Source organism: Vreelandella stevensii S18214 (assembly GCF_000275725.1).
GTDB lineage: Bacteria > Pseudomonadota > Gammaproteobacteria > Pseudomonadales > Halomonadaceae > Vreelandella > Vreelandella stevensii.
The window spans coordinates 14518-40684 of record NZ_AJTS01000021.1 but is presented as its reverse complement, the minus strand read 5'-3'; the positions used below and the strand labels follow the sequence as shown (position 1 = coordinate 40684).

The 26167-nt window shown below is 60.7% G+C and carries 26 protein-coding genes; 18 read left to right on the top strand and 8 right to left on the bottom strand.

From position 1 onward, the window contains the following. Window positions 1–6: 6 nt before the first annotated feature. The 4 genes from msrC to HSS18214_RS0103985 form a co-directional block, all read right to left on the bottom strand. A complete protein-coding gene (gene msrC, locus HSS18214_RS0104000) occupies window positions 7–474 on the bottom strand; it encodes a free L-methionine (R)-S-oxide reductase MsrC (protein ID WP_016914014.1) in 468 nt (155 codons plus the stop codon). 90 nt (window positions 475–564) lie between these two features. After that, entirely contained in the window at window positions 565–1359 is a 795-nt protein-coding gene (locus HSS18214_RS0103995) for a MetQ/NlpA family ABC transporter substrate-binding protein (protein ID WP_016914013.1), read from the bottom strand. 136 nt (window positions 1360–1495) lie between these two features. Next, window positions 1496–2149 carry a methionine ABC transporter permease gene (locus HSS18214_RS0103990; protein WP_026001709.1) on the bottom strand — a complete coding sequence of 218 codons (654 nt, stop codon included), beginning with the start codon at window positions 2147–2149 and terminating at the stop codon, window positions 1496–1498. Next, window positions 2130–3173, bottom strand: a complete 1044-nt coding sequence (locus HSS18214_RS0103985; protein ID WP_016914011.1) for a methionine ABC transporter ATP-binding protein — start codon at window positions 3171–3173, stop codon at window positions 2130–2132. The genes HSS18214_RS0103990 and HSS18214_RS0103985 overlap by 20 nt, the downstream gene beginning before the upstream one ends. A 461-nt stretch (window positions 3174–3634) precedes the next feature. Here HSS18214_RS0103985 and HSS18214_RS0103980 point away from each other — a divergent pair, with 461 nt between their 5' ends. From HSS18214_RS0103980 to moaE, 10 genes are all read left to right on the top strand, one after another. After that, the gene (locus HSS18214_RS0103980) at window positions 3635–4261 is read left to right on the top strand and encodes a riboflavin synthase (RefSeq protein ID WP_016914010.1); all 627 of its coding nucleotides are present in this window, start codon (window positions 3635–3637) and stop codon (window positions 4259–4261) included. Window positions 4262–4453: 192 nt separating this feature from the next. Next, on the top strand, window positions 4454–5752 hold the full coding sequence (locus tag HSS18214_RS0103975) for an NCS2 family permease (protein ID WP_016914009.1): 1299 nt from the start codon (window positions 4454–4456) through the stop codon (window positions 5750–5752). Window positions 5753–5786: 34 nt separating this feature from the next. After that, complete coding sequence (locus tag HSS18214_RS0103970) at window positions 5787–6332, top strand: adenine phosphoribosyltransferase (protein ID WP_016914008.1); 546 nt, start codon at window positions 5787–5789, stop codon at window positions 6330–6332. 6 nt (window positions 6333–6338) lie between these two features. Further along, window positions 6339–6818: a xanthine phosphoribosyltransferase gene (gpt, locus tag HSS18214_RS0103965; protein ID WP_016914007.1), complete on the top strand. Its 480-nt coding sequence runs from the start codon at window positions 6339–6341 to the stop codon at window positions 6816–6818. 1 nt (window position 6819) lies between these two features. Next, window positions 6820–7503 carry a uracil-DNA glycosylase gene (gene ung / locus HSS18214_RS0103960; protein WP_016914006.1) on the top strand — a complete coding sequence of 228 codons (684 nt, stop codon included), beginning with the start codon at window positions 6820–6822 and terminating at the stop codon, window positions 7501–7503. Window positions 7504–7601: 98 nt separating this feature from the next. Next, window positions 7602–8231 (top strand): uracil phosphoribosyltransferase, encoded by a 630-nt coding sequence (gene upp, locus HSS18214_RS0103955; RefSeq protein WP_016914005.1) that lies wholly within the window; start codon window positions 7602–7604, stop codon window positions 8229–8231. Window positions 8232–8320: 89 nt separating this feature from the next. Next, entirely contained in the window at window positions 8321–9550 is a 1230-nt protein-coding gene (locus HSS18214_RS0103950; protein WP_026001708.1) for a uracil-xanthine permease family protein, read from the top strand. 23 nt (window positions 9551–9573) lie between these two features. After that, a complete protein-coding gene (mobB, locus tag HSS18214_RS0103945) occupies window positions 9574–10134 on the top strand; it encodes a molybdopterin-guanine dinucleotide biosynthesis protein B (RefSeq protein ID WP_016914003.1) in 561 nt (186 codons plus the stop codon). Between the two features lie 4 nt (window positions 10135–10138). Next, window positions 10139–10933 carry a cyclic pyranopterin monophosphate synthase MoaC gene (moaC, locus tag HSS18214_RS0103940; RefSeq protein WP_016914002.1) on the top strand — a complete coding sequence of 265 codons (795 nt, stop codon included), beginning with the start codon at window positions 10139–10141 and terminating at the stop codon, window positions 10931–10933. 3 nt (window positions 10934–10936) lie between these two features. Next, window positions 10937–11416 (top strand): molybdopterin synthase catalytic subunit MoaE, encoded by a 480-nt coding sequence (gene moaE, locus HSS18214_RS0103935; RefSeq protein WP_016914001.1) that lies wholly within the window; start codon window positions 10937–10939, stop codon window positions 11414–11416. Window positions 11417–11448: 32 nt separating this feature from the next. Here the strand turns inward: moaE and HSS18214_RS0103930 are convergent, their stop codons facing one another. Next, window positions 11449–13047 carry a ribonuclease J gene (locus HSS18214_RS0103930; RefSeq protein WP_026001707.1) on the bottom strand — a complete coding sequence of 533 codons (1599 nt, stop codon included), beginning with the start codon at window positions 13045–13047 and terminating at the stop codon, window positions 11449–11451. Window positions 13048–13322: 275 nt separating this feature from the next. Here HSS18214_RS0103930 and purU point away from each other — a divergent pair, with 275 nt between their 5' ends. Both purU and HSS18214_RS0103920 read left to right on the top strand, forming a co-directional pair. Then, a complete protein-coding gene (purU, locus tag HSS18214_RS0103925; protein ID WP_016913999.1) occupies window positions 13323–14177 on the top strand; it encodes a formyltetrahydrofolate deformylase in 855 nt (284 codons plus the stop codon). Window positions 14178–14200: 23 nt separating this feature from the next. Beyond that, window positions 14201–14872: an energy-coupling factor ABC transporter permease gene (locus HSS18214_RS0103920; protein ID WP_016913998.1), complete on the top strand. Its 672-nt coding sequence runs from the start codon at window positions 14201–14203 to the stop codon at window positions 14870–14872. A 12-nt stretch (window positions 14873–14884) separates the two neighbouring features. Here the strand turns inward: HSS18214_RS0103920 and lexA are convergent, their stop codons facing one another. Next, on the bottom strand, window positions 14885–15562 hold the full coding sequence (gene lexA / locus HSS18214_RS0103915; protein ID WP_016913997.1) for a transcriptional repressor LexA: 678 nt from the start codon (window positions 15560–15562) through the stop codon (window positions 14885–14887). A gap of 224 nt (window positions 15563–15786) precedes the next feature. On the opposite strand from lexA, the gene HSS18214_RS0103910 reads away from it, so the two are divergent. From HSS18214_RS0103910 to HSS18214_RS0103895, 4 genes are all read left to right on the top strand, one after another. Next, window positions 15787–16473 carry a TetR/AcrR family transcriptional regulator gene (locus tag HSS18214_RS0103910; protein ID WP_016913996.1) on the top strand — a complete coding sequence of 229 codons (687 nt, stop codon included), beginning with the start codon at window positions 15787–15789 and terminating at the stop codon, window positions 16471–16473. Beyond that, window positions 16451–16966, top strand: coding sequence for a L,D-transpeptidase (locus tag HSS18214_RS0103905; RefSeq protein ID WP_026001706.1), 516 nt, complete (start codon window positions 16451–16453; stop codon window positions 16964–16966). Before HSS18214_RS0103910 ends, HSS18214_RS0103905 begins: the two co-directional genes overlap by 23 nt. A gap of 76 nt (window positions 16967–17042) precedes the next feature. After that, a complete protein-coding gene (nagZ, locus tag HSS18214_RS0103900) occupies window positions 17043–18062 on the top strand; it encodes a beta-N-acetylhexosaminidase (protein ID WP_016913994.1) in 1020 nt (339 codons plus the stop codon). 30 nt (window positions 18063–18092) lie between these two features. Beyond that, window positions 18093–18671, top strand: a complete 579-nt coding sequence (locus tag HSS18214_RS0103895) for a hypoxanthine-guanine phosphoribosyltransferase (RefSeq protein WP_016913993.1) — start codon at window positions 18093–18095, stop codon at window positions 18669–18671. Window positions 18672–18680: 9 nt separating this feature from the next. Here HSS18214_RS0103895 and ppsR read toward each other — a convergent pair whose 3' ends face one another. Further along, window positions 18681–19514: a posphoenolpyruvate synthetase regulatory kinase/phosphorylase PpsR gene (ppsR, locus tag HSS18214_RS0103890; RefSeq protein WP_016913992.1), complete on the bottom strand. Its 834-nt coding sequence runs from the start codon at window positions 19512–19514 to the stop codon at window positions 18681–18683. Between the two features lie 341 nt (window positions 19515–19855). Between ppsR and ppsA the strand changes: the two genes are divergently transcribed. Both ppsA and ggt read left to right on the top strand, forming a co-directional pair. Continuing rightward, complete coding sequence (ppsA, locus tag HSS18214_RS0103885; protein WP_016913991.1) at window positions 19856–22240, top strand: phosphoenolpyruvate synthase; 2385 nt, start codon at window positions 19856–19858, stop codon at window positions 22238–22240. A gap of 165 nt (window positions 22241–22405) precedes the next feature. Continuing rightward, entirely contained in the window at window positions 22406–24193 is a 1788-nt protein-coding gene (gene ggt, locus HSS18214_RS0103880) for a gamma-glutamyltransferase (protein WP_016913990.1), read from the top strand. A gap of 21 nt (window positions 24194–24214) precedes the next feature. On the opposite strand, the gene HSS18214_RS0103875 is transcribed toward ggt, so the two are convergent. Next, a complete protein-coding gene (locus tag HSS18214_RS0103875; RefSeq protein WP_050980284.1) occupies window positions 24215–26098 on the bottom strand; it encodes a glycerophosphodiester phosphodiesterase family protein in 1884 nt (627 codons plus the stop codon). Window positions 26099–26167 lie beyond the last annotated feature (69 nt).

The window sequence follows — 26167 nt, the reverse complement described above, 5'->3', positions numbered from 1 at the left end:
TTTGCGTTATAGGCGGGGCAGATCGGTCTGGCGAATGAAGGTATCGACCAGCGCCTCGATACCGGCCTGGTCCTGGGCGCTGAAGCGGGCCAGCTGAGGGCTGTCGATATCCAGAACGCCCCATAGCCAGCCATCCTGAACGATGGGGACGACCAGTTCGGACTGGGAGGCCGCATCGCAGGCAATGTGGTCGGCTACGGCGTGTACATCGTCGACCCGCTGAGTGGCGCGGCTACGCGCTGCTGCGCCGCATACTCCCTTGCTGAACGGAATGGGGTTGCAGGCGGGCTTGCCCTGGAAGGGACCCAGGGTCAGTATTTCCGGCTGGCGCTGCAGGTAAAAGCCTACCCAGTTGAGCTGTTCCAGCGATTGCTGGATGAAAGCGCTGGTCTGGGCGCTGTTGGTCAGCCAGTCGCGTGTGTCCAGCAGAGCAGCGAGCTGTCGATTGAGCAGGTCATAATCGATCGTGGTCATGTTGTTTCTCGGGTGTCGGCACATGATATTAAAACGCATCAGGCCAGCCTCGCGGCTGGCCTGATGGTAAAGCGTGTACTGCCAGTAGCGTTATTCTTCGATCCAGCCAGGTACGGCGGCACCCTTGAACAGCTCGGTGGCTTTCTCGATGACTTCGTCGCGCTGGTAAGCGTCTACCAGCTGGCGAATATCTTCGCGCTCTTCGTCACCGCCACGTACGGCAATCAGGTTGACGTAGGGGGACTCGGGACCTTCCTTGATCAGTGCGTCATCCAGGCTGAGGCCAGCGGGCTGAGCAAAAGTGTTGTTGATGAAGGCCATGTCCACGTCGGGCAGCACGCGGGGCAGCTGTGCGGCTTCGATTTCGCGGAAGCGGAAACCACGCGGGTTCTCGGTGATATCGATGGGGGTGGCTTCCAGGAAGGTCGGATCGTTCAGCGTGATCAGGCCTTCGTTGTGCATCAGGATCAGGGCGCGACCTTCATTGGAAGGGTCGTTCGGCAGGGCGATCTGAGCGCCATCCGGCAGCTCGTCGATGCTGCTGTACTTTTCCGAGTAAGCACCGATGGGGTACACGAAGGTGTAGCCAGCGATGGCGAAGTCGTAGCCACGGTCATTGATCATGGCTTGCATGTAGGGCTCGTGCTGGTAAGCGTTGGCATCCAGGCTGCCATCGGCCAGTGCCGCGTTGGGCGTCACGTAGTCGGTAAACTCGATGATTTCGACGTTCAGGTCGAACTCTTCCTTGGCAATGCGCGCCGCGACTTCCATGACTTCGGTTTCCGGGCCTGCGACCGTGCCTATCTTGATGGTGCGCGTGTCGGCGTTGGCGACGTTGATGGCCAGTGCCAGGGCGGTCAAGCTGCCAATAACGAGTTTTTGCATGGCGTTGCTCCAGTGTTGTGATGAGTCGTGTTGCAATGATGCGGTAATAAGAAACGCAAGTCTAATTCGTTTTCGCTATATGTGGCTATGCTGATCAAAGCTAAAAGCTATGTCATTTCGCTGAGCCGTCGGTGGCCTACTTGCGATCGCTTTTGCGAACCAGATAGTCGCCCAGGCTTTGGAAACCTTGCACCATGACCACCAGAATCACCACGGTGATCAGCATGATGGTCGGGTTGAAGCGGTTGTAGCCATAGCGAATGCCCAGATCGCCAAGGCCGCCGCCGCCAACGGCGCCTGCCATGGCCGAGTAGCTCACCAGAGTCACCACGGTGATGGTGAGGCCGGTGATGATGCCGCCGCGTGCTTCAGGGATCAGTACCTTGGTGATGATTTGCCAGGGCGTGGCGCCCATCGACTGGGCGGACTCGATCAGGCCGGGCGAAATTTCGTTGAGCGCGCCTTCGATCAAGCGGGCGACGAAGGGGATGGCCGCGATGGTCAAAGGGACCGATGCCGCGTTGATGCCGATGGAGGTGCCGACCAGCATTCGCGTGAAAGGAATGATGGCGACCATCAGAATGATGAACGGAATCGAACGGCCTACGTTGGTGATGATGCCCAGTGCCTGGTTGAGTACCGGCATGGCCAGAATCTGCCGAGGCCGCGTGACGTACAGCAGCACCCCCAGCGGCAGGCCCAGCAGCGTGGCGATGACGCCGGACACGGCCACCATGTAAAGGGTGTCCAGCGTCGCCTGTAACACGAGATCAAACATTGCGCTGGACATGACCCAGTACCTCCACCTGTAGTTGATGCGATTCCAGATAAGACATGGCTTGCTCGGTCTGTGCCGGAGTGCCCAGCAGCTCGGCGATCATCAAGCCCAGCGTGCGCTCCTGAATCGACTCGACCTTGGCCTGCAGAATGCTGACATCCACGCTGCACTCCCGCGCCAGGCGTGAAATCAGCGGCGTGGAGACCGCATCGCCCGAGAAGGTCAGCCGCACCACCGGGTGGGTCTGCTCGCCGGGCTGCGCTTGCAAGCGCGCCAGCAGCTCCTTGGGCGGGCTCAGCTGCAGGAAGTCGTTGAGGAACTCGCGACCTAGCTGGGTGGCTGGTGCGGTAAAGAAATCGCCGACTTCGGCGTTTTCTACCAGTCGCCCGCCGGAAATCAGACTGACGCGATGGCAGATCGATTTGACCACTTCCATCTCATGAGTGATCAGCAGAATGGTGATGCCCAACTGCTGATTGATGTCGCGCAGCAGTTCCAGAATGGAGCTGGTGGTTTGCGGGTCCAGAGCCGACGTGGCCTCGTCGCAGAGCAGTACGTTGGGCTTGCTGGCCAGCGCCCGGGCAATGGCCACGCGCTGCTTCTGACCACCTGAGAGTTGCGCGGGGTACTGCCTGGCCTTGTCGGCCAGGCCGACCATGTCGAGCAGTGGCAAGACGCGGTTCTTGATGGCGCTGCGCTTCTCGCCCATCAGTTCCAGCGGCAGCGCCACGTTATCGAAGACAGTGCGCGTGGTGAGCAGGTTGAAGTGCTGAAAGATCATGCCGATACGATGGCGTGCCTGATTCAGGTCCCGGCGGCTCAGCTGGGTCATTTCCTGGCCGTCGACCTGTACCTTGCCGCTGGTGGGGCGCTCCAGCAGGTTGACGCAGCGGATCAGGGTCGATTTACCTGCGCCGGATAGGCCGATGACGCCGTGAATGCTGCCCTTGGGTATCGTTAAATTGACATCCTGAAGGGCGTGAACGGCGCTGGGGCCGCTGCCGTAGGTTTTACTTACGTTGCTAAGTTCAATCATAGCGTCTGCCTTAATGTTAGGCCGAAGACGGAGTGCGGGGGAGGCGAGCGTAGGGAGGGTAACAAAAAAAGGCCACCCTTGCGGGTGGCCATCAACGCTGGACACACCCTTTTAGCTGCACTTCACGTGGTTACAGGAACCGCGTGGACGCCCGCAATCTGGGTACAAATCGGCGTCATTACATTTGCGGCGAAAGTCTAAAGAGTGGTAGGTGAATTGTCAATTAAATACGGTCTATTTCATGTTTAAGCGTGCTTATACAGAGTTTTACGCTTTTTTAGGGCTTGTTTTTAGTTTTTAATTCTGAATTTGGCCTTTTCAGGCTGCGTTGGACAGCAAAAAACACGCTGTTCAAGCACTTGCCGGGCCTGCACTGCACAAGGTTGGGGCATAGGGTGTAAGCTTGCGGTAATTTTTACAGCTTGAGCCAGTTCGCTGGCGAATCAACAGAGGGAAAGTCCATGTTCACCGGTATTGTGCAAGGTATCGCCGAAGTCGTCGAAGTGCTGGAGCTGGAGGCGTTTCGTACCCATGTGGTGGCGCTGCCCGAAGAGCTGCGTGAGGGGCTGGAAATTGGTGCGTCGGTGTCACATAACGGGGTCTGTTTGACCGTTACTCGCATCGAAGGTGAGAAGGTCAGCTTCGATTTGATGCGTGAAACGCTGCGATTGACTAATCTTGGTGCAATCGAGGTGGGGCAATGCGTCAATATAGAGCGTGCAGCCCGTTTTGGTGATGAAATTGGCGGGCACTCCATGTCCGGGCACGTCATCTGTATGGCCAGGGTCGTGGCCATCGAGGAAGCCCCCAATAATCGACGGTTGTGGTTCTTGCTGCCCCCCTCGATGGCCCGTTTCGTGTTCGAGAAGGGCTACATTGGCGTAGATGGTATCAGCCTGACCGTCGGTGATGTGCGACCGGCCAGCACGGGGGAGGGGGTGGAGTTCAGCGTCAATCTGATCCCCGAAACCCTGTCGCGCACCATGCTCAAGGAGCGACTGGTTGGGGACTGGGTCAATATCGAGATCGACCCGCAAACCCAGGTCATCGTGGAGACCGTGGAGCGGGTGTTGGCGAGTCGTCTGTAGAAAATTATCGGCCTATGTTGACCAATCGGTTAGCTTATGGCCTGAAGTTTGCTAATCATAAGACAGGGGCGCTATCGCCCTTTCATTCGCTGCACAGGGGGTACTCGCATCGCGTAGTGCCTTTCGGTAGTATGTGCGGCTTTTCTCGCACCAAGGGACGCATCCAGCGTAAGCGCGAAGGATAAAAACGATATGAAATTTCTGGACAACTACTTCAAGCTCGCCGAGCAGAAGACCAACGTAAAAACCGAGGTGATTGCAGGGGTCACCACGTTCCTTACGATGGCCTACATCATCTTCGTCAACCCGAGCATCCTTTCGGAAGCCGGCATGGATTACGGTGCCGTGTTCGTGGCGACGTGTCTGGCGGCGGCCATTGGCTGTTTCGTGATGGGCTTCTGGGCCAACTACCCCATTGCCCAGGCACCCGGAATGGGCCTGAACGCCTTCTTTACCTACGGCGTGGTGCTGGGAATGGGCTACACCTGGGAAGCCGCGCTGGGGGCGGTGTTCTTCTCGGGCTTGACCTTCTTTTTGCTGAGCATTTTCAAGGTGCGCGAGTGGATCATCAACTCGATCCCGCTGTCGCTGCGATTGGGGATTGCGGCGGGTATCGGCCTGTTCCTGGCGATGATTGCCCTGAAAAATGCCGGCATCGTGGTGTCCAATCCGGCGACTTACGTGGCGCTGGGCGACCTGTCTCAGCCGCCGGCCATTTACGCCTTGTTGGGCTTTTTCGTGATTACCGCGCTGGCCTACCTGCGCGTGACCGGTGCGGTGATGATCGGTATTCTGGGTGTGACCGTCACCGCCATGGTGCTGGGCCACAATCAGTACGGTGGCATCATGTCCATGCCGCCTTCCATCGCCCCGACCTTCATGGCCATGGATCTGATGGGCGCGCTGGACGTGGCCATGCTGAGCGTGATTTTTGCGTTCCTGTTCGTCGACCTGTTCGATACCTCGGGTACGCTGGTGGGCGTGGCGCACCGTGGCAAGCTGCTGGACAAGGACGGCAAGCTGCCGCGCATTGGCCGTGCCATGATGGCCGATAGCACGGCGTCCATGGCCGGTGCTGCGCTGGGTACTTCCACCACCACCAGTTACATCGAGTCGACAGCGGGTATTGCTTCGGGTGGCCGTACCGGCCTGACGGCGGTAGTCGTGGGCGTGCTGTTCTTGATCAGCCTGTTCTTTGCACCACTGGCGGGCTCCATTCCGGCCTACGCCACGGCGGGCGCGCTGCTGTACGTAGCGGTGCTGATGGCGGGTAGCCTGGCGCATGCCAATTGGGAAGATCCCACGGATGCCGCGCCGGTACTGATCGCTGCATTGGCCATGCCGCTGACCTTCTCGATTGCCGAGGGTATTGCCCTGGGCTTCATCAGCTACGTTGCCATCAAGACTCTGTCCGGCCGGTTTAGCGATCTGAACCCGGCAGTGGTGGTGCTGGCGCTGCTGTTTGCAGCAAAATTCCTGTTCCTGGGCTAACTGCCCGCATTTTGACTAATCAATGAGAGACGCGATGAGCATCTACGGCGATTACATTAAGTCCGTTATTCGCACGGTTCCTGACTGGCCTGAGCAGGGGGTGAACTTCCGTGACATCACGCCACTGCTGCAAAACAGCGCTGCCTTTCGCAAGCTGATCGATAGCTTCGTGCACCGCTACCAGGAGATGAACCTGGATGCCATCGCGGCGATTGACGCTCGTGGCTTCATCATCGGCGCCCCGCTGGCCTATGAGTTGGGCTGCAGCTTCGTACCGGTGCGCAAGAAGGGCAAGCTGCCTTTCAAGACGATCAGCGAAACCTATACGCTGGAGTATGGTCATTCGGAAGTCGAGCTGCACGCCGACGCTTTCCAGCAGAATGACCGTATTCTCTTGATGGACGATCTGATCGCGACCGGTGGCACCATGCTGGCAGCGGCCAATCTCATTCAGCGTAGCGGCGGCCAGGTCGTCGAGACGGCAACGATCATCGACCTGCCAGAGCTGGGTGGTTCTACCAAAATTCGCGATGCGGGCTACAGCGTATTCGCGGTCTGTTCCTTTAATGAAGACGAGTAACGCCCCATGAGCAGCGAACGCTACCACCAACACTTCACCGTCTCCTGGGATCAGATTCATCGTGACGTTCGTCAGCTGTGTCATCTGCTGATCGAGCGTGACTTCAAGGGGATCGTGGCGATTACCCGAGGCGGATTGATTCCTGCGGCGCTGATTGCCCGTGAGCTCAATATCCGCTTGATCGACACGATCTGCATCAAGAGCTACGACCACATGAACCAGGGCGGCCTGGATATCATGAAGGGCGTCGACCACGACGGCGAAGGCTGGCTGCTGGTAGATGACCTGGTCGACACTGGCAAGACGGCGCGTGCGGTGCGTGAAATGCTGCCCAAGGCACATTTCGTGACCATCTACGCCAAGCCCGAAGGTCGCCCACTGGTGGATCAGTACCTGACCGAAGTGGCACAGCAGTGCTGGATTCAGTTCCCCTGGGACATGGGCATTGCCTATGTCGAGCCTCTCGCCGACCAGATGAAGAAGTAACATGCCGACTCCGCTACCCAATGACTGGCAACAGTGGCTGGGGCAAGAGTTCGAGGCCGACTACATGTCGGCCTTGAAAGCTTTTCTGGCTCAGGAAAAAGCGGCCAGAAAGGTCATATATCCTCATTCGTCCCACTGGTTTCGTGCGTTTGAGCTGACCCCGCTGGCGTCGGTCAAGGTGGTCATTCTCGGCCAGGACCCGTACCACGGCCCCAACCAGGCGCATGGCCTGTGTTTCTCGGTGCAGCCGGGCGTGCCGGTGCCGCCGTCGCTGGTCAACATCTATAAAGAGTTGGCAGCGGACGTAGGCTTTACGCCGGTGCGCCATGGCTTCCTGGAGCCCTGGGCCAAACAGGGCGTGTTGTTACTGAACACTGCGCTGACCGTGGAGCAGGGCAATGCGGCGTCACACCGGGGCAAGGGCTGGGAGGTGTTCACCGACCGGGCCATCGAAACCGTCAGCCAGCACGGCGAGCCCTGTGTATTTCTGCTCTGGGGCAGCCATGCCCGCCAGAAGAAAGCGCTGATCGATACCCATCGCCATTTGGTACTGGAGTCGCCGCACCCTTCGCCGCTCTCGGCGCATCGGGGGTTCTTTGGGAATCACCACTTTTCCAAGGCAAATCAGTTCCTCCAGCAGCAGGGGCGCACGCCGATTACGTGGCAATTGCCGGAAAAGCCTTAACCTGATGGTCAGTTGCGGGTAGAATGGCGCGCAATTTTGAGCGCGTGTTCAATGCGATCAAGGCCGCCATCCCGAATCCCCTGCAGTGAGGTAGTCCCATGAGTGTTTACGCCATTAATCATCCGCTTGTTCAGCATAAACTGGGACTCATGCGTGAAGTCGACCTGAGCACGAAAAGTTTTCGTGAGCTGGCAGGTGAAGTGGCCAAGCTGTTGACCTACGAAGCGACCAAGGGCCTGGAGCTCGAAGATCACGAGATCCAGGGGTGGAACGGTGAACCCATCGCGACACAGCGTCTCAAGGGTAAAAAAGTCACCATCGTGCCCATTCTGCGAGCGGGTCTGGGCATGCTGGAAGGCGTGACCGATCTCATTCCCAGTGCCAGGGTGAGCGTTGTAGGCCTTTACCGTGATGAGGAAACGCTGCAGCCGGTGCCGTACTTCGCCAAGTTTGCCAACGATATCGAAGAGCGCATGGCGATCGTCATCGACCCCATGCTGGCAACCGGTGGGTCCATGGTGGCGACACTGGACATGCTGCGTGAGCGCGGTTGTGAACACATGAAAGTGATCGTGCTGGTGGCTGCCCCTGAAGGGATCAAACGGGTGCAGGATGCGTATCCTGATGTAGAAATCTACACCGCGTCGGTAGATGATCGACTCGATGAGAATGGCTACATCGTCCCCGGCCTGGGAGATGCCGGCGACAAGATTTTCGGAACGCGTTAAGCGCTCCGTAACATACAGCCCCTTACGCGCCGCGTTGGGGGCATTTTTTTGCCTCCGTTATTATCGATAGACCTTCCTGGAGTAGTGCAATGACAACCAATACTGCACAAGAGTCGTGGCCTAAACTACTGCTGACCGGCGGACAAATGCTGTTCGTCGCGTTTGGTGCCTTGGTGCTGGTGCCGCTGCTGACGGGTCTGGACCCCAGCGTAGCCTTGTTTACCGCTGGGGTGGGCACCCTCGTCTTTCATGGTGTCACGCGTCAGACGGTGCCGGTCTTTTTGGCTTCTTCCTTTGCCTTCATTGCGCCTATTCAGGGGTCGATTGCCAGCTTTGGAGTCTCTGCCACCATGGGCGGGCTGATGGCCGCCGGGTTGGTATACGTGGCCATTTCACAGGCCGTGCGGCTGAAAGGCACGGCCTGGCTGCACCGCCTGTTGCCACCGGTGGTGGTGGGGCCGGTCATCATGGTGATTGGTCTTGCCCTGGCGCCGGTGGCGGTTAGCATGGCCACCGGTGAGACCAGTGACAACATTGGCTACGGTGCGGCGATCTTTCTCTCCATGGCCAGCCTGATGGTGACCCTGGTGCTGGCCGTGTTCGGGCGCGGCCTGCTGCGGCTGGTGCCCATCATGGGCGGCATTGCAGTGGGCTACCTACTGGCCCTGCTGATGGGAGTGGTCGACTTTACCCCGGTCAGGGAAGCGGCCTGGCTGTCGGTGCCCAACTTTACGGCTCCCAGCTTTCACTGGGCCGCAATTCTGTTCATGATTCCGGTGGCCATCGCGCCTGCCGTCGAGCATATCGGCGACATGGTGGCGATTGGTTCGGTGACCCGCAAGAACTACCTGGAAAAACCCGGCCTGCATCGCACGCTGCTGGGTGACGGCCTGGCCACCACCACGGCGGCGCTGTTCGGTGGTCCGCCCAATACCACTTATTCCGAAGTGACCGGCGCGGTGACACTGACCAAGGCGTTCAATCCGAAATACATGGTGATTGCCGCCGTGCTGGCCATCGTGCTGGCATTCGTCGGCAAGCTGGGTGCCTTGCTGCAAACCATTCCCGGTCCGGTGATGGGCGGCATCATGACTCTGCTGTTTGGCTCGATTGCCGTGGTGGGCATGAATACCCTGGTGCGCGCAGGGCAGTCGCTGACGGCGGCGCGTAATCTGGTGGTGGTGTCGCTGATTCTGGTCTTTGGTATTGGCGGTATGCAGTTCGGGGGTGGTCAGTTCACCCTGCAGGGGGTAAGTTTGGCGGCCCTGGTGGGCATTGCGTTAAACTGGCTGTTGCCTGCGGAGAAAGAGGGCGAATAGTCGCTCAGTTGACGAGGTATGACATGAGTGAACCACTGCGCTGTGCATTTCCGGTACTCGGTGTTGCCGCCTGGAGCGGGACGGGAAAGACCACGCTACTCGAACAGCTGCTGCCCCGGCTGCGGGCGCTTGGCCTCTCGGTGGCGGTGATCAAGCATGCCCATCATCAGTTCGAGGTGGACCAGCCCGGCAAGGATAGCTACCAGCTACGCAAGGCCGGAGCGGCCCCGATGCTGGTGGCATCGAGTCGCCGTCTGGCGCTGATGATGGATATGCCGACTGGGGAAGAGCCGGATCTGGCGTATCTGCTTTCGCTCATGGCACCGCATGCGCCAGACCTGGTCATCGTCGAAGGTTTCAAGGCCTGGCCCATCGCCAAGCTGGTGCTCTACCGAGAGGGCATTGGCGATGCGCACATCCTCGATGACCCGCATGGAGTGGGCGTGGCGCTGAGCGGCGGGGCGCCTGTGCCGTTGCGTGAGGGTGTGATGCAGCTGAACCTCGACGACATCGATGGTATTGCCCGCTGGGTATTCGACTGGGCTGCCGAGCAGCGCCACTCTCTGATTGATAGCAAAAGGTGACACGATGCAGTTAACCCACCTCAATGCCCAAGGCGAAGCCAACATGGTCGATGTTGGCGACAAGGCTGAGACACGCCGAGAGGCCGTCGCCTCTGGACGAATCGTGATGAGCGCTCAGACGCTTCAGCTGCTGACGGACGGTGCCTTGCCCAAGGGTGATGTGCTGGCCACGGCGCGCATCGCCGGTATTCAAGCGGCCAAGCGTACCCATGAGCTGATACCGCTGTGCCACGCCTTGGCGCTTTCCAAGGTGTCGGTGGACTTCGAGGTCGACCACGACAACGGTTGGGTCAACGTTACGGCGCTGTGCCGCCTGAATGGCCGGACGGGGGTAGAGATGGAGGCCCTGACGGCCGTGTCCGTGGCCTGCCTGACGCTGTATGACATGTGCAAGGCCGTCGATAAAGAGATGCGTATCGAAGCCGTGCAGTTGGAGAGCAAGCAGGGGGGTAGCCGGGGAGATTACCAGCGCCTGATGCCCGCGCCCATCGTGACCGGCGAAGGGGCATCGGGGGAAGTAAGCCTTGGGGAGCGTTGCTCATCTCCCTGCGTGCGGGTCAAGTTTCTGGCCGAGCTGCGCGAGCGGGTCGGGGAAAGCGATGTGTCGGTGGATCTGGATCGTTTGCCGAGCCGCAACGTCGCGGGCCTGAAGGCGGCGCTCAGCGCTCAGGATGCGCGCTATGCGCTGTTGTCCGATCAGCGTACGTTATGTGCCATCAACCAGGTCATGGCCAGCGACAGTTCGCGCATTACCGACGATGACGAAGTGGCGTTCTTCCCACCGGTCACGGGAGGCTAAGCCATGGCGCTGCTTGAGCATCCGCATAAAGCGCTCGTGGTCGAGGTCACCGAGGACAGCTTCTCCATGGCGCATGGCTACGAGCAGGCGCTGCGGGGTCGCACGGATATCGGCGCGGTGGTCAGCTTTACCGGGCTGGTGCGCGACTTCAACGAGTCGCCCGATGTACTGGGCTTGACGCTGGAGCATTACCCCGGAATGACCGAGCGCAGCCTGATGGAGATCGCCGAGCAGGCCTGGCAACGCTGGTCGCTCCAGGCGGTGCGCATCATTCATCGGGTGGGAGATTTGGCGCTAGGTGACCCTATCGTTCGCGTGCTGGTCGCCAGTGCGCATCGCCGGGATGCCTTCCTGGCCTGTGACTTCATCATGGACTATCTCAAGACCCAGGCGCCGTTCTGGAAAAAGGAGCGCGCGCGCCAAGGGACTTATTGGGTCAAGGAGCGCAAGACCGATCACCAGGATGCCGAGCGCTGGTCGTGAGCTGCTCTTCAGCCTGCTGACCTGGAAAGGGACTACTGTCGGTCCAGTTCCTCTTCGGTGGGCATGTCGGCGGCCATGATCTGGAGATGCACCTCCGGCATGTGTTGCAAGTGGTTGGCCAGCCAGTGCATCAGGCGCGGCTGCAGGGCGTGGCGCAAGTCTGCCAGCGTTTCCGCTTCGATCTCTTCCAGCTGCTCGTCCAGCCAGTCGCTGAAGCTCTCTTCGTCCAGTGGGCTGGCCCCCGTGGTATCCAGCATCATCCGCCCGATGCGCCACCAGCCGGTCTCGGTGGCGGTGACCGGTAGCGCCAGAAACAGGCTGCCGCGCCGTGGACCAGACGACTGATGTTCGAGGCCAGGGTGGGGCCTTACGCTGTTTTGATCGACGATGCAGGGCGGCTGTGGATGGCGCGTTTCCAGGCGCAGGCCCTGATTGTCCAGCAGGATCAGGTCCCCATTGACGGGCGTAAGGGGGGCACTGATACCTAGCTGCTCGGCGAGTGCCTGATGAGCCTGCTGATGACGCGCTTCACCATGCACGGGTAGCAGGGCCTTGGGGCGCACCCATTGATAGAGCTTTTTCAGCTCCTCCCGGGCTGGGTGTCCCGTGGCATGGAGCTCGGGGTGATTGTTTTCATCGAATAGCGCGACACCCAGCTGTAACAAACGTTTTTTAAGCTGTTCGATGGGGCGCTCATTGCCCGGGATGGCCTTGGCAGAAAAAATCACGCTATCGCCTGGCTCCAGGTCGACAAAGGGGTGACGACGCTGCGCCAGCCGTTGAAGGGCAGCGCGTGGCTCGCCCTGGCTGCCGGTGGCGATGATCACCACTTCTTCGGGAGGCAGGTATCCAAGGTCGTGGGACGGGACCAGCGGCGGGAAGTCGTCCAGATAGCCCAGCCCTCTGGCCACGCTCACCATGCGCTCCATGGAGCGGCCCATCAAGCTGACCCGCCGCCCACAAGCATGAGCGGCGCGCCCGATGGCCAGTACCCGCGCCAGGTTGCTGGCAAAGCACGATACCACCACGCGGCCCTTGCACTGCTCGAGGGTCGTGGCCAGTGCTTTGGCGACGTCGCCTTCGCTGGCTGACTGGCCAGGCATGGGGGCGTTGGTGGAGTCGCCCACCACCAGGTCCAAAGGGGCCAGCGCACGAAAATGAGCGGCATTCACCGGGGCGCCGATGAGCGGCTCCGGGTCCAGTTTCCAGTCTCCCGTATGCAGTACTCGATAGTCGCCCGCCTGCATCATGATGGCGCAGCTTTCAGGAATGGAGTGAGTGACACTCAGGTAGCGCAGGGTGAAGGGACCGCGCTCCACCGCATCGCCGGGTTCGATGATTTCGATGGCAGCGCTGCTCAGCTGGTGTTCGGCAAATTTATGTCGCAGCAGGCCTGCGGCCAACGGGGTGGCAAAAATAGGGCAGCCCCAACGCGGCCATAGCCAGGCCACGGCGCCGATGTGGTCTTCATGACCATGGGTGATGAACAGTGCGGCAGGCGTGATACCGAGGGTTTGTAGGGTGTCGGTGTTGGGTACCTGCAGCGGCGAGTTGGGCAGATCCTGACGGATCATCATGCCGCAATCGACGGCGATCCACTTATCGTCGTATCCATACAGCGTAAGATTCATTCCAATTTCACCGCATCCACCTAGCGGAAGCAGGTGCAGGGGCGGGCGGCGACGGGGACGAAGTTGAACGCGTGGTGGATGCATCAGTCATGAAAAGCCTGGAAATATAGTCCCTTAACTATACGGGAAGGGAGGGGCACGTAACAATCATCGTGGCACTGCACCACGGTGCTTAGCCGTGGCGCTTGCGTTACACTAATGCGCCTGGTGAGGCTTGCCCGCGAGCAGGCGCCTACCCAGCGAACGTGCCGTTACATACGCAAGAGTGTTCATTGATGTCTCATTATTACCGTTTAGTTGTGTCGTGCCCGGATCAGGTGGGTATTGTGGCGCGTGTTTCCAGCTTCATTGCCCAACAGGGCGGCTCGATCACCGAGGCCAGCCAGCACTCCGATCTGGAAACAGGGCGCTTTTTCATGCGTTATGAAATTCTCGCCGATTCACTGGGCATGTCGGCCGAGGCGCTGCGCACCGCATTCGAGCCCGTCGCCGACGAATTCGACATGCAGTGGTCGCTGGTAGACACCCAGAAGCGCCGCCGCGTGGTGTTGATGGTTTCCCGGGAATCCCACTGCCTGGTGGACCTGCTGTATCGCTGGCAGGCTGGCGAGCTGGATTGCGATATCGTGGGCGTCATCTCCAATCATGACGACATGCGCTCGCTCACCGAGTGGTATGGCATTCCCTATCATCATGTACCGGTGGACCCGGCCAACAAGCAGGCGGCTTTCGAGCAGGTGCAGGCACAGATCGATGCTGCCCGGGCTGACTGTGTCGTGCTGGCGCGGTACATGCAGATTCTGCCGCCTTCACTGTGCGAGCGTTATGCCGGACGCGTCATCAATATTCATCACAGTTTCCTGCCTTCCTTTGCGGGGGCAAAGCCCTATCACCAGGCCTATGAGCGGGGTGTCAAGCTGATCGGTGCCACTTGCCACTACGTGACCGAAGAGCTGGATGCTGGCCCCATCATCGAGCAGGATATTCACCGGGTCAGCCACTGCCATACACCCACCGATTTGGTGCGCTTTGGCCGTGACGTGGAAAAAGCCGTGCTGGCCCGCGGCCTGCGCTGGCATCTGGAAGACCGCGTATTGATTCACGGTAACAAGACCGTCGTGTTCAGCTAACTCGCCCACCGGGGAGGGGCGCCATGTCCTTTGCACAAAGCGTGCTGGCCACTTGGGCACTGCTGGCTACCTGGCTGGTGTCGGCATGTGCTCTGGGGTGGGTGCTGTGGCAGCGCCCCTGGCAGCCGCTGCTGGAAGATACCGGTTTGCAGCATCGCTGGATGGCCGCGACGCTGGCCGTGATGCTGATGTGGCAGCTGCGGGCTCAGGCGGTCGATTGGTTGACTCTGCATCTGGTGTTTACGGTGTTGATGACGCTGGTGTTCAAGGTGCCCCTGGCCTTGATCAGCAACCTGCTGCTCAACGTGGCGATGGTGCTGATCGGGCGCAATGCCTGGGAACTGTTGGGGGCCAACGTGCTGGTGACGGGGCTGGTGCCTGCCGTGATCACGGGGGTGGTATGGCGTATCGTGGATCGCCGCTTGCCGGACAACCTGATGGTGTTTCTGTTTGCCTGCGGTTTTTTCGGTGCTGCGCTGGCGACGCTAGGGGGTGGGCTGGCGGCCGTCGGGCTGATTCTGGTGGCGGGCACCGACCCTGAAGCGATCTATCTGGCTCAGGAGTATGCCCGCTTTCTACCCTTGCTGATGCCCTCGGAAGCCTTCATCACCGGCATGCTGCTGAGTATCTTGCTGGTCTACCACCCGCACTGGGTCGCCACGTTCAACGACCATCGCTATATCGATATGCAGTAGGTGGGTGGCGGTCTAGCCCAGTGCCTGGCCGTTGCCGCCTCGGATGACGCCTACCCCGACGCCTTCGATATCCAGCTGTTGAGTTCTCAGGTCGATTTCGATGGGGGCGAAGTCTTCGTTCTCGGCGAGCAGCGTGACGTGATGCCCCTGGCGTTTAAAACGCTTGACCGTGACCTCGTCTTCCAGGCGCGCGACGACGATCTGACCGTCACGCACGCGGTCGGTACGATGCACGGCCAGCAAGTCGCCTTCCAGGATACCCACGTCTTTCATCGACAGGCCGCGTACCCGCAGCAGGTAGTCGGCCTTGGGGGTGAAGTACTCTGCCGGCAGCGGGCAGTAACGGTCGATATGCTCCGCTGCCAGAATGGGGCTGCCTGCCGCGACTTCACCAATCACCGGCAGCCCGTTGGGCGTGGCATCGTTGGCGGCGCTGGTGGGCTCGGCTGCCGGGGGCGTGTTGTCGAGCGGCTCCTGGTTGGGCAGGCGTATGCCCCGGGACGTATTGCGGATGATGCGGATGGCGCCTTTGCGCTCCAGGGCGCGCAGATGCTCTTCGGCGGCGTTGGGTGAGCGAAAGCCCAACGCCTTGGCGATTTCGGCGCGGGTAGGGGGGTAGCCAAGCTCGCCCATGGTCTTCACGATAAAATCATATACATGCTGCTGGCGTGCAGTGAGTGGGCGTGACATATCAGACTCCTAACAGTGAAAAGACAGTCGCTACATGTCCGTAAAATCAATATGTGTTTAAGTATACAGTATGTTGCTCTGTCCAGTACATGATGAGTTGCAATACGTCTCAGGTAGCGCAACCTGCGGTACACAGGGGATTATCGTTTGAGCCATCAGGGAGAATGGCATACTATTCGCCAACGCAACCGCCATGTTTTAAACACCTGTTTTGGGAGGGCGCTATGGCCCAGTCGGATACGGTCACACGTATTTTGGATACGGCAGAAGTGCTCTTTGCAGAGCGGGGTTTTGCCGAGACGTCACTGCGCAATATCACCAGCAAGGCGCGGGTCAACCTTGCCGCCGTTAATTATCACTTCGGGTCGAAGAAAGCGCTGATACAGGCGGTGTTTGCCCGCTACCTGGACCCGTTCTCCGAGCGCTTCCACACCGCCCTGGATGAGCTGGAAGCGCGCTATGAAGGCCAGCCCATTCCGCTGGAAGTGCTGCTGGAAACCATGGCCACCACGGTACTGACCGTGCCTGCCGAGCGCCACAGCCTGAAAGTGTTCATGCGGCTGCTGGGGCTGGCCTACAGCCAGGCGCAAGGGCACTTGCGGCGCTACATCCAGCAGCAGTATGGCGATGTTTTTACGCGCTTCACCGAGCTGGTGCGCCGGGCGACCCCCGAGCTGCCGGATGCAGAGCGCTTCTGGCGGCTACACTTCATGCTGGGCACGGTGATCTTTACGCTGTCGGGGCTGGATGCGCTGCGTGATATTGCTGCCAAGGATTATCAGGAGCAGGTAACGGTGCGCGACTTGATCCGGCGTCTGCGTCCCGTCGTGGTGGCCGCCATGAGCGCGCCAATGCCGTTGCCTGCAGCAACCGTGGATGAGAAGCTTCATGCAAACGCCCAGATTGGCTGACCTGCCGCCCGTTGAAGGTGGCTGGATGGAAATCGACACCCAGGCCCAACGCCTGCGCTGGTGGCAGGGGAGTGAGCTAAAGCACGAATGCGCCGTTTCCACGGGCAAGGCCGGTGTGGGGCAAGAAGAAGGCAGTGGCCGTACGCCACTGGGCTGGCACTACGTGCGGGCAGCCATTGGCGATGGGCTGCCTGAGGATGCGGTCTTTCGTGGTCGTCGCTGGACCGGAGAAATCTACTCTGCCGGTTTGGCAGCCGACTTCCCCGAGCGCGACTGGATCTTGACCCGCATACTGTGGCTGTGTGGCCTGGAGCGCGGTATCAATCGCGGTGGCCGTGTCGATTCCCAGCGTCGCTACATCTACCTGCATGGTACTCCCCCTGACCAGCCCATGGGCGTTGCCGTTTCCCATGGCTGCGTGCGACTGCGCAATGCCGACCTGCTCTGGCTGTTTCAGCAGGCGCCGCCTGGCACGCCGGTATGGCTGCATTGAAGTGACATGGTGTTGCTCATTTTGAAAGCTCACACGGGTGGTCTAGAATGACGCCCTTTTTCCTGGATCCAGTACGATGACTCAACCCTTAGGCCCGGTCATGCTCGACCTGGAAGGCCAGACTCTGAGCAAGGAAGACAAGCGCCTGCTGAAGAATCCTGCGGTCGGCGGTGTCATTCTGTTTGCCCGTAATGTGGAAAGCGCCACCCAAGTGCGCGAACTGTGCGACAGCATCCGCGGGGTGCGGGGTGACCTGCTGTTGGCCATCGATCAGGAAGGTGGGCGGGTTCAGCGTATCCGGCAAGGCGTGACGCGCATGCCGCCGATGGCACGCATTGGCGATGTCTTCGCCGATGACCAGGCAGTGGGGCTGACGCTGGCCAAGGATGCCGGTTGGCTGCTGGGCATGGAGATGGCCGCCTGCGGCCTGGACATCAGCTTTGCCCCCGTGCTGGATGTGGACAGCGGAATTTCCAGCGTGATTGGTGACCGCAGCTTCAGCCGAGACCCACAGCACGTTGCCTTGCTGGGGCAGGCCTTCGTGCACGGGTTGCACGAAGCGGGAATGGCGGCCGTGGGTAAGCACTTTCCCGGTCATGGCGGCGTGGGGGCTGATTCGCACACCGCACTGCCGGTGGATGAACGTCCGCTCTCGGCCATCAAGGAGCGCGACCTGGTGCCCTTCAGTCAGCTTGCCACGCTGCTCAACGGCGTCATGCCCGCCCATATCGTCTACTCTGCCTTCGATTCTCGCCCGGCTGGTTTTTCCCCCAGCTGGCTAGGCATGCTGCGTGAGTCGCTGGGCTTCAAAGGGTGCATCTTCTCGGATGACCTGAGCATGGCCGGCGCCCATGAAGCGGGTGGCCCCGCCGAGCGCGCCAGGGCTGCCCTGACGGCGGGCTGCGACATGCTGCTGATCTGCAACGACCGTGAGGCGGCGCTGGAAGTGGTGCAGGCCTGTCATGACGTATTCAACAAGCGACCCGCCAAGCTGCGTTATGGCCGGGCGCGGCCGCAGCTGGAAGCACTGGCTGCGCTGGGCCGTTGGCGCAAGACCCACGCCAGGCTGGAAGCGCTGGTGGCTGACGCCAGCTAATTGACCCATAGACTGTTTTGGAGAGGCTCGATGTCCAAATTGGATAAAGAGGCGCTGGAGTCGCTGGACTCCATGCGCGAGTTGATGGACAACGCCGACTGTTTGATTTCACAGGAGCAGGTCGAACGTGCCCTTGACCGCATGGCGGAAGAGATCACCCGCGACCTGGGCGATAAGTTGCCGGTCTTCTACTGCGTCATGAACGGTGGTTTGATCACCACCGGTCATCTGCTGACGCGGCTGGGCTTTCCCCTGGAAGTGGACTACCTGCACGCGACCCGCTACCGCAATGAACTGCGCGGCGGCGAGCTGTTCTGGCGGGTCTCGCCGGAAATTCCCATGGCGGGTCGGCATGTGGTGATCGTCGACGATATTCTCGATGAAGGCGCCACCCTGGCGGCCATCCTGGCGTACTGCAAGGAGGCCCAGGCCGCCAGCGTGACCACCGCCGTACTGGTGGACAAGCAGCACGACCGCAAGGCAGTGCCCGGTCTCAAGGCCGACTACTGCAGCCTGGAAGTCGCTGACCGCTACGTCTTTGGTTTCGGTATGGACTACAAGGGCTACTGGCGAAATGCCCCGGGGATATTTGCACCCAAGGGCATGTAAGGCACTGGCCTAGCGAGGCGAGAAGCGTCTTGCCAGGCCGGTTTCGGCAATCATGCGGGTGGAGATCTCTTCCACGGAGAAGCGCGTGGTGTCGATGAAAGGAATGTTCATGCTGCGGTAGAGCGATTCGGCCTGCTCGACTTCCTGCAGACACTGGTCCATGGAGCTGTAGCGGCTGTTGGGACGACGCTCGTTGCGAATGGCCGCTAGTCGGCGGGCATCGATGGTCAGGCCGAACAGCTTGTGCCGGTGCGGTGCCAGCGCTTTCGGCAGCTTCAAGTGACCATCTTCATCCAGGTCGTCCTCGGTCAGCGGATAGTTGGCCGCGCGAATGCCGAATTGAAGTGCCAGGTACAAGGACGTCGGCGTTTTACCGCAGCGGGATACCCCTACCAGAATGATGTCGGCCTTGTCGTATTGATGGGTGCGGGCGCCGTCATCGTTATCCAGTGCGAAATGCACCGAGTGGATACGATCCATGTAGACATCGTCGCTGCCTATGGAGTGGGTGCGCCCGACGCTGTAGGAAGAGTGCGTGCCCAGCTCCTGCTCCAGCGGTTCCAGAAACGTCGAGAAGATATCGACCTTGAAGCCGGAGGCCTGGCGGATGACGTTGCGGATCTGCTGGTCGACGATGGTGTCGATGATGATGGGGCGAACACCGTCGCGCATCGCGGTGGACTCGATGATCTCGGCGACGGCCTGAGCCTTTTCCAACGTATCGATATAGGGCTTGGTGATCATGTTGATGTCCACGTCGCTGAACTGCGCCAACAGGCTGCGCCCCAGGCTTTCTGCCGTGATCCCCGTGCCATCGGAAATAAAAAAGGCTGTTCGTTTCATAGTCTGTCCGCCACCCTCATCCAACTGATTTACGAACGCTCATTGTGTGCCGTGCGCCATGGCAGTACAACGTTTTCGAGTGCAGGGTTTTCGAGTACAGGGTTTTCGTGAGCAGGGTTTGCGTGTGCAGGGTACTTGCGATTGGCCTCGCAATTGTGCTCGCGAAAACAGGTCGGCATCCTGCCTGACTACATAAACGCCGTGTTTCCGGCCGTTGTTGTAAAAATCCTCCACTCCCTGCGCTGTTAGACCAATGGCGAATAGGGGGCCGCGATGCTAGGGTGACAGCGTGAATGGGTGTCGTCCCAACGGTTGCATCAATGTCTGAGTGAGGGGGTTGCGTGGAAGAGTACATTCTGTGGTTCGATCAGCTGGGTATGGCGGACGTCGAACGCGTGGGTGGTAAGAACGCCTCGCTTGGCGAAATGATCTCCAACCTGGCCGGTGTGGGTGTCACGGTGCCCGGCGGTTTCGCCACTACGGCCCATGCATATCGCGAGTTTCTCTCCCACGAAGGCCTCAACGACCGTATCAACGACACCCTGGCACGGCTGGACGTCGACGACGTCAAGGCGCTGGCCGAGGCTGGCAAGCGTATTCGCCAGTGGATCATCGAGACGCCTTTGCCGCCCGCCTTCGAAGCAGCACTGGAGCAGGCGTATCAGCAGCTGCAGGCGAAACACCCCGGCCTGAAGGTCGCGGTACGCAGCTCCGCCACGGCGGAAGACCTGCCGGATGCATCGTTTGCCGGTCAGCAGGAAACCTTCCTCAATATCGAAGGCCTGGCCAACATCAAGCACGCGGTCCACGAAGTCTTTGCTTCGCTGTTCAATGATCGTGCTATTTCCTACCGCGTCCATCGGGGCTATGCCCACGAAAACGTCGCCCTGTCCGCCGGGGTGCAGAAAATGGTGCGCTCCGAAACCGGTGCGTCTGGGGTCATGTTTACCCTGGATACCGAGTCCGGCTACCGGGACGCGGTGTTCGTCACCGCTTCCTGGGGGTTGGGCGAGACCGTGGTGCAAGGCGCGGTCAACCCTGACGAGTTCTATGTGCACAAGCCCACGCTGGCCGCTGGGCGCCCCGCCGTGCTGCGTCGTACCCTGGGGTCGAAGCTGATCAAGATGGTGTACGGCAAGGATGCCAGCGCAGGTCGTTCCGTGGAAACCGTTGACGTGCCTTACAAGGATCGCGGGCGGTTTTGTATCGACGACGAGCAGATCATGGACCTCGCCCGTCAGGCGGTCACCATCGAGCAGCATTACCAGCGGCCCATGGATATCGAGTGGGCTCTGGATGGCGATGACGGCCAGCTGTACATCGTGCAGGCGCGTCCTGAGACCGTCGTTTCCCAGCAGGAGGGCGGCAAGCTGGAGCGCTTCCAACTGCGCGAGAAGGGCCGCACGCTGATCACTGGCCGGGCCATCGGACAACGCATTGGCCGTGGTGCGGTCAAGATCGTGCTCAGCCCCGACGAGATGGACAAGATCCAGGAGGGTGACATCCTGGTTACCGACATGACCGACCCCGACTGGGAGCCGATCATGAAGCGGGCATCGGCCATCGTCACCAACCGAGGCGGGCGTACCTGTCATGCGGCGATCATTGCCCGTGAGCTGGGCATACCCGCGGTGGTGGGCTGTGGAGATGCCACCACGCAGCTGCAGGAAGGCAGCGACGTGACGGTCTCCTGTGCCGAGGGTGATACCGGCCATGTGTATGAAGGCCTGCTGGCCTTCGATTGCAACGTCTCCAGCGTCGATGCCATGCCGGAGATTCCTTTCAAGATCATGATGAACGTGGGCAACCCGGACCGTGCCTTTGGCTTTGCCAGCCTTCCCCACGCGGGCGTGGGGCTGGCGCGCCTGGAGTTCATCATCAACCGCATGATTGGCGTGCACCCCAAGGCGCTGCTGGATTATCAAACGCTGCCGGTTGACCTTCAGCAGGTGATCGACCTGCGTACGGCAGGGTACGCCGACCCGGTCAGTTTCTACGTGGACAAGCTGGTGGAGGGGATTTCCACCCTGGCGGCGGCGTTTCATCCGCAGCGGGTGATCGTCCGCCTCTCGGATTTCAAATCCAACGAATACGAGAACCTGATTGGCGGCAAGCTGTACGAGCCGGGTGAAGAGAACCCCATGCTGGGCTTCCGTGGCGCTTCTCGCTATATTTCCGACGCCTTCCGCCCCTGTTTCGAGCTGGAGTGTCGGGCGCTGAAGCGCGTGCGTGAAGAGATGGGCTTCACCAACGTCGAGATCATGGTGCCTTTCGTGCGTACCCCCGATGAGGCCCGGGAAGTGGTCGAGCTCTTGGCCGCCAACGGCCTGAAGCGCGGCGGTAGCAGCGACCCTGACGGCCTCAAGATCATCATGATGTGCGAGCTGCCTGCCAATGCGCTGCTGGCCGATGAGTTTCTCGAGTATTTCGACGGTTTCTCGATTGGCTCCAACGATCTGACGCAATTGACCCTGGGGCTGGATCGCGACTCGGGCATCGTGGCCCACCTGTTCGATGAGCGTAACCCAGCGGTCAAAAAGCTGCTGGCCATGGCCATTCAGGCGTGCAAGGCGCAAGGCAAGTACGTGGGGATTTGCGGCCAGGGGCCTTCGGATCACCCGGACCTCGCCAAGTGGCTCATGGAGCAAGGGATCGACTCGGTATCGCTGAACCCGGACGCGGTTCTCGAAACCTGGTTCATGCTGGCAGGAGAGAGTATCGCCTGACATCCATGGGTTAGTTAGCCTGCTGTTCGATTTGCGCCCGGCCATTGTGCCGGGCGCACGGGTTTTATAGGCTACGCTTTGTTTTGGATGACACCGCTCTGGATGACGCCGCCCCCGTGGCCCTACGCGATATCTGCCTGCACCCTGCTGAAAAGGAGAAAGACTATGCTGCCTAAACGGGCAATCCCCCTGACGGGCTTACTACTCGTTCCCATGGTGAGCTGGGGCTTTAGCTACCAGGCCCCCGAGATGTCACCGGAAGTAGGCTCAGGGTATGAGGAGAAGCCCGGTTGGGCCGTGGAATCCTTTGCCGTTGCTGCGGCGAACCCGCTGGCCACTGACGCGGGGTATCAAGTGCTCAAGGCCGGCGGTAACGCCATCGACGCCGCCGTGGCCGTACAAATGGTGCTGACCCTGGTAGAGCCGCAGTCCAGTGGGATCGGCGGCGGTGCCTTCTTGATGCACTACGATGGCAGCAATGTGCAGGCCTTCGATGGTCGCGAGACTGCACCGTCGGCGGCCACCGGTGAGCTGTTCATGGAAGATGGCGAGCCGCTACCGTTCATGGACGCGGTGGCCAGCGGTCTCTCTGTGGGGGTGCCGGGGGTGCTGCGCATGCTGGAGCAGGCCCACTCCGAACATGGTCAACTCGCCTGGCGAGAGCTTTTTACCCCTGCCATTACGCTGGCGGAAGAGGGCTTTGCCGTCAGCCACCGGCTGCATACCAGCCTGGCCAACGACACGGCGCTGCGCGAGGACCCGCTGGCCCGAGCGTTCTACTACGATGAAGCAGGCGAGCCGCTGGCCGTGGGCGACACCTTGACCAACCCCGCGCTGGCCGCTATTTTGCGGCGAGTGGCGGAAGAGGGCAGCAGTGCCTTCCATGAAGGTGAGATCGCCGAAGACCTGGTGGCCCGAGTGCAGTCCCATCCGCAGCGTCCGGGCGAGATGAGCCTGGACGACCTGAGCGGCTACGAGCCGGTGGAGCGCGAGCCGATCTGTACGCCCTGGCAGGAGTGGGAAGTGTGCGGCTTCCCGCCGCCGTCGTCGGGCCATATCACCGTCATGCAAATCCTCGGTATTCTCGATCAGCAGCCGTTGATCGAAGCGCCGCTGGATAACGGTGTGCCCAGCAGCGGCTGGCTGCATCAGTTCCTCGAAGCATCTCGGCTGGCCTTTGCCGACCGGGGCCGCTACATCGGCGATCCTGATTTTGTCGAGGCACCGGGAGGCGACTGGCTTACGATGCTGGCCCCGGAGTATCTCAATCAGCGCAGCCGTTTAATGGGCGAGGAGTCGCTGGGCGATAGCGTCGAGCCTGGCAATCCCGGTGAGCTGGAGGTGAGCTTTGCCAGCCAGCCCGAACAGCCCGAGTATGGCACCAGCCACATCAGCATCGTGGACGGCGATGGAAATGCGCTGGCCATGACCACGACCATCGAACAAGCCTTCGGCTCACGTATCCTGGCAGACGGCGGCACGGGGCTGGCAGGGGGCTATCTGCTCAATAACGAGCTGACCGATTTCGCCTTCGAGCCGGAAAGCGACGGCCGCCCGGTGGCCAACCGGGTAGAGCCTGGCAAGCGTCCCCGTTCGAGCATGAGCCCAACGCTGGTGTTCGATCTGGAGAGCGGCGAGCTGGTGGCCAGCCTGGGCTCGCCAGGTGGTGCAGCGATCATTCATTACACGGCCAGAAGCCTGGTGGCCATGCGTGACTGGGGGCTCGATGCCCAGCAAGCGCTGGACCTGCCCCATGCCATCACCCTGGGGGGCGATGTCTATCTGGAAGAGGGCCGATTCTCGGAAGAAACCGCCGACGCACTGCGTGAGCGCGGCCATCAGGTGAGTGAGCGGGAATTGACCAGTGGCCTGCAAGCCATCATGAAACTGGAAGACGGCACCCTGTTTGGTGGCGCCGACCCGCGTCGTGAGGGCGTGGTCATGGGCGAGTAAGCCCGCGACCGCAGCGATGCGCTACTGACGTAGCCAGTTGCGCAGTTTCACCAGCATCAGGCCGCCATCGCTCATGGCGTGGCGGTCTTCGAGCAATTCTCTCAAGCGGTCAGGGTAGTCGGTGATGATGGCGTCTACGCCAAGATCGATCAGCGCCGACATTCTGGCCCGATCATTGACCGTCCAGGCGTGGATTTCATAGCCGTAGAGGGCCGCCAGGCGAACCTCCTGACGGGTAATGCGGTTATGCCGTAAGCCCAGCGCATCGAATTGACGGCGGTCCAGCGTGCCGGGAAGTATCAGCTGCGCCAGTAGTGTCACCCTCAGTTCGGGCGCCCGCTGCTTGATGAAGCTGACCAGCGCGGGGGACATGGTGGCCATGCGCATTTCCAGCAGCGTATTCGGGAAGCCGCAGGCAGCCATTCCATCCAAGGCATCGTGCTGGGTGGCCCAGCAGCGATAGCGGCGATCGTTTTCTGCCTCCAGCTCATCCAGTACCGCCTGTGCCAACGCTTCCTCCTGGCTTGGCAGCGGCTTCATGTCGATCATCAGCGCGGCGCGGCCTCTCACCAGTGCCAGGGTCTCGTCTAGCCCGGCGATTCGTTCGTTCTGGAAGGCATCGCCAAACCAGCTACCCACATCGAACTCGCTTAGCTCGGCCCGGGTCAGCTCGCCAAACTCCCTGGGATCCCCCGTGAGCCTGGCCAGCGTGCGGTCATGGTAGAGCATGACCTGCTGGTCGGCGCTGAGGCGCACGTCCAGCTCGACGGCATCGGCACCATCCTCCAGTGCCTGGCGCACGGCGGCCAGGGTGTTTTCAGGCGCCACCATGGAGCTGCCCCGGTGGGCGATGATGGCGACGTCATCGCGTATTTCGAAGCTGTTGAGTATCCACCAGGCTTGCAGTGCGGCAATCAGCAAGACACACACTTCCAGTGCCCAGGCCAATCGACCTGTCTGTGAATTCTCGGGAGCGGCAGGCCGAGCCTCCCGATAGGCAAGCTGCAAGTAAAGGCAGGCCGACAGCAGCGCATGGGTGGTAATGCCCAGAAACGTGATGGTCAGGGTGATCAGGACATAGCCGGTCAGGTAGGCCAGCATCGCCGGTACCAGCACGGCACTGTGCTCGGGAAGCCACCAGAGCAGCGGCGTGACGAGGGTATCGTAGAGCCAGGTGGTGGCAATCGGTAGGGCGATGATGACGAGCAGTAACAGGAGCACCGCCGCGCCAATGGAGCGGTGCCAGCCACGGGTGAGGCGCACGCTGCGCTTCAAGGCCTGCAGGGGGTGGCAGTGCTCCAGCGCCACCAGCGGCAGCGCCAGTAGCCAGCGCAGATATAGCCACGCCGCCAGGCTCATCCACAGCAGCATGACCGGTAAGGCGCAGGCGATGAAGTACCACAGTACTGGTGGGCGTACACGCTGTAGATAGTAGGGATCCAGGCCGCTGAGCCAGAGATCGTATAGCCAGGCGATGGCTGCCATGAACGGGGCCAGCAGCAGCAGGTGGGCGCCCACCTGCAGGATCACCAGCAGCAGCAGTGCTGGTAGGCGCCGAGTGCTGAGCCACAGGGCCTCCAGGGCCAGGCGGTAGTGGTTGTCCTTGGGCCTGCTGGCCACTTGAAGCATGCCCGCTTGCTGCCAGTAGATCAGCAAGAAAGTGACCGCAAGGCCCGCCAGCAGGGTGAACAGCCCGAGGGGGCTGAACAGTAGCGCCAACAGGGCGTCGTTGGTGACCACGGTACGGTTGAGCTGGGCCATGAATCGCTGGGAGCCCCAGGCCACCAGCGGCAACACCACGGCCGATGCCAACAGCGTGAATAGCAGGTGGTAGGCAATCAGTGGGCGCAGGTGGTCACGAAGGGTGCGAAGTAGGGCGTAGCCCAGTGGCTTGAGCGGCTGCATGGTGTCCGTGGCATGGAAATGAAATATCAGGGTGGCACTATCTGCCACCACTGACAAGTCTGACGGGTT

Coding starts and splice junctions, on each gene's coding strand:
- HSS18214_RS0103875 (WP_050980284.1), bottom strand. CDS start 26,098: ATGCAGCCGCTCAAGCCACTGGGCTACGCCCTACTTCGCACCCTTCGT.
- gpt (WP_016914007.1), top strand. CDS start 6,339: ATGAGCAGCGAACGCTACCACCAACACTTCACCGTCTCCTGGGATCAG.
- nagZ (WP_016913994.1), top strand. CDS start 17,043: ATGACTCAACCCTTAGGCCCGGTCATGCTCGACCTGGAAGGCCAGACT.
- moaE (WP_016914001.1), top strand. CDS start 10,937: ATGGCGCTGCTTGAGCATCCGCATAAAGCGCTCGTGGTCGAGGTCACC.
- HSS18214_RS0103975 (WP_016914009.1), top strand. CDS start 4,454: ATGAAATTTCTGGACAACTACTTCAAGCTCGCCGAGCAGAAGACCAAC.
- HSS18214_RS0103970 (WP_016914008.1), top strand. CDS start 5,787: ATGAGCATCTACGGCGATTACATTAAGTCCGTTATTCGCACGGTTCCT.
- ung (WP_016914006.1), top strand. CDS start 6,820: ATGCCGACTCCGCTACCCAATGACTGGCAACAGTGGCTGGGGCAAGAG.
- HSS18214_RS0103980 (WP_016914010.1), top strand. CDS start 3,635: ATGTTCACCGGTATTGTGCAAGGTATCGCCGAAGTCGTCGAAGTGCTG.
- moaC (WP_016914002.1), top strand. CDS start 10,139: ATGCAGTTAACCCACCTCAATGCCCAAGGCGAAGCCAACATGGTCGAT.
- msrC (WP_016914014.1), bottom strand. CDS start 474: ATGACCACGATCGATTATGACCTGCTCAATCGACAGCTCGCTGCTCTG.
- mobB (WP_016914003.1), top strand. CDS start 9,574: ATGAGTGAACCACTGCGCTGTGCATTTCCGGTACTCGGTGTTGCCGCC.
- HSS18214_RS0103995 (WP_016914013.1), bottom strand. CDS start 1,359: ATGCAAAAACTCGTTATTGGCAGCTTGACCGCCCTGGCACTGGCCATC.
- HSS18214_RS0103950 (WP_026001708.1), top strand. CDS start 8,321: ATGACAACCAATACTGCACAAGAGTCGTGGCCTAAACTACTGCTGACC.
- ppsR (WP_016913992.1), bottom strand. CDS start 19,514: ATGAAACGAACAGCCTTTTTTATTTCCGATGGCACGGGGATCACGGCA.
- upp (WP_016914005.1), top strand. CDS start 7,602: ATGAGTGTTTACGCCATTAATCATCCGCTTGTTCAGCATAAACTGGGA.
- HSS18214_RS0103895 (WP_016913993.1), top strand. CDS start 18,093: ATGTCCAAATTGGATAAAGAGGCGCTGGAGTCGCTGGACTCCATGCGC.
- lexA (WP_016913997.1), bottom strand. CDS start 15,562: ATGTCACGCCCACTCACTGCACGCCAGCAGCATGTATATGATTTTATC.
- HSS18214_RS0103920 (WP_016913998.1), top strand. CDS start 14,201: ATGTCCTTTGCACAAAGCGTGCTGGCCACTTGGGCACTGCTGGCTACC.
- HSS18214_RS0103985 (WP_016914011.1), bottom strand. CDS start 3,173: ATGATTGAACTTAGCAACGTAAGTAAAACCTACGGCAGCGGCCCCAGC.
- HSS18214_RS0103910 (WP_016913996.1), top strand. CDS start 15,787: ATGGCCCAGTCGGATACGGTCACACGTATTTTGGATACGGCAGAAGTG.
- ggt (WP_016913990.1), top strand. CDS start 22,406: ATGCTGCCTAAACGGGCAATCCCCCTGACGGGCTTACTACTCGTTCCC.
- HSS18214_RS0103990 (WP_026001709.1), bottom strand. CDS start 2,149: ATGTCCAGCGCAATGTTTGATCTCGTGTTACAGGCGACGCTGGACACC.
- HSS18214_RS0103905 (WP_026001706.1), top strand. CDS start 16,451: ATGCAAACGCCCAGATTGGCTGACCTGCCGCCCGTTGAAGGTGGCTGG.
- purU (WP_016913999.1), top strand. CDS start 13,323: ATGTCTCATTATTACCGTTTAGTTGTGTCGTGCCCGGATCAGGTGGGT.
- HSS18214_RS0103930 (WP_026001707.1), bottom strand. CDS start 13,047: ATGAATCTTACGCTGTATGGATACGACGATAAGTGGATCGCCGTCGAT.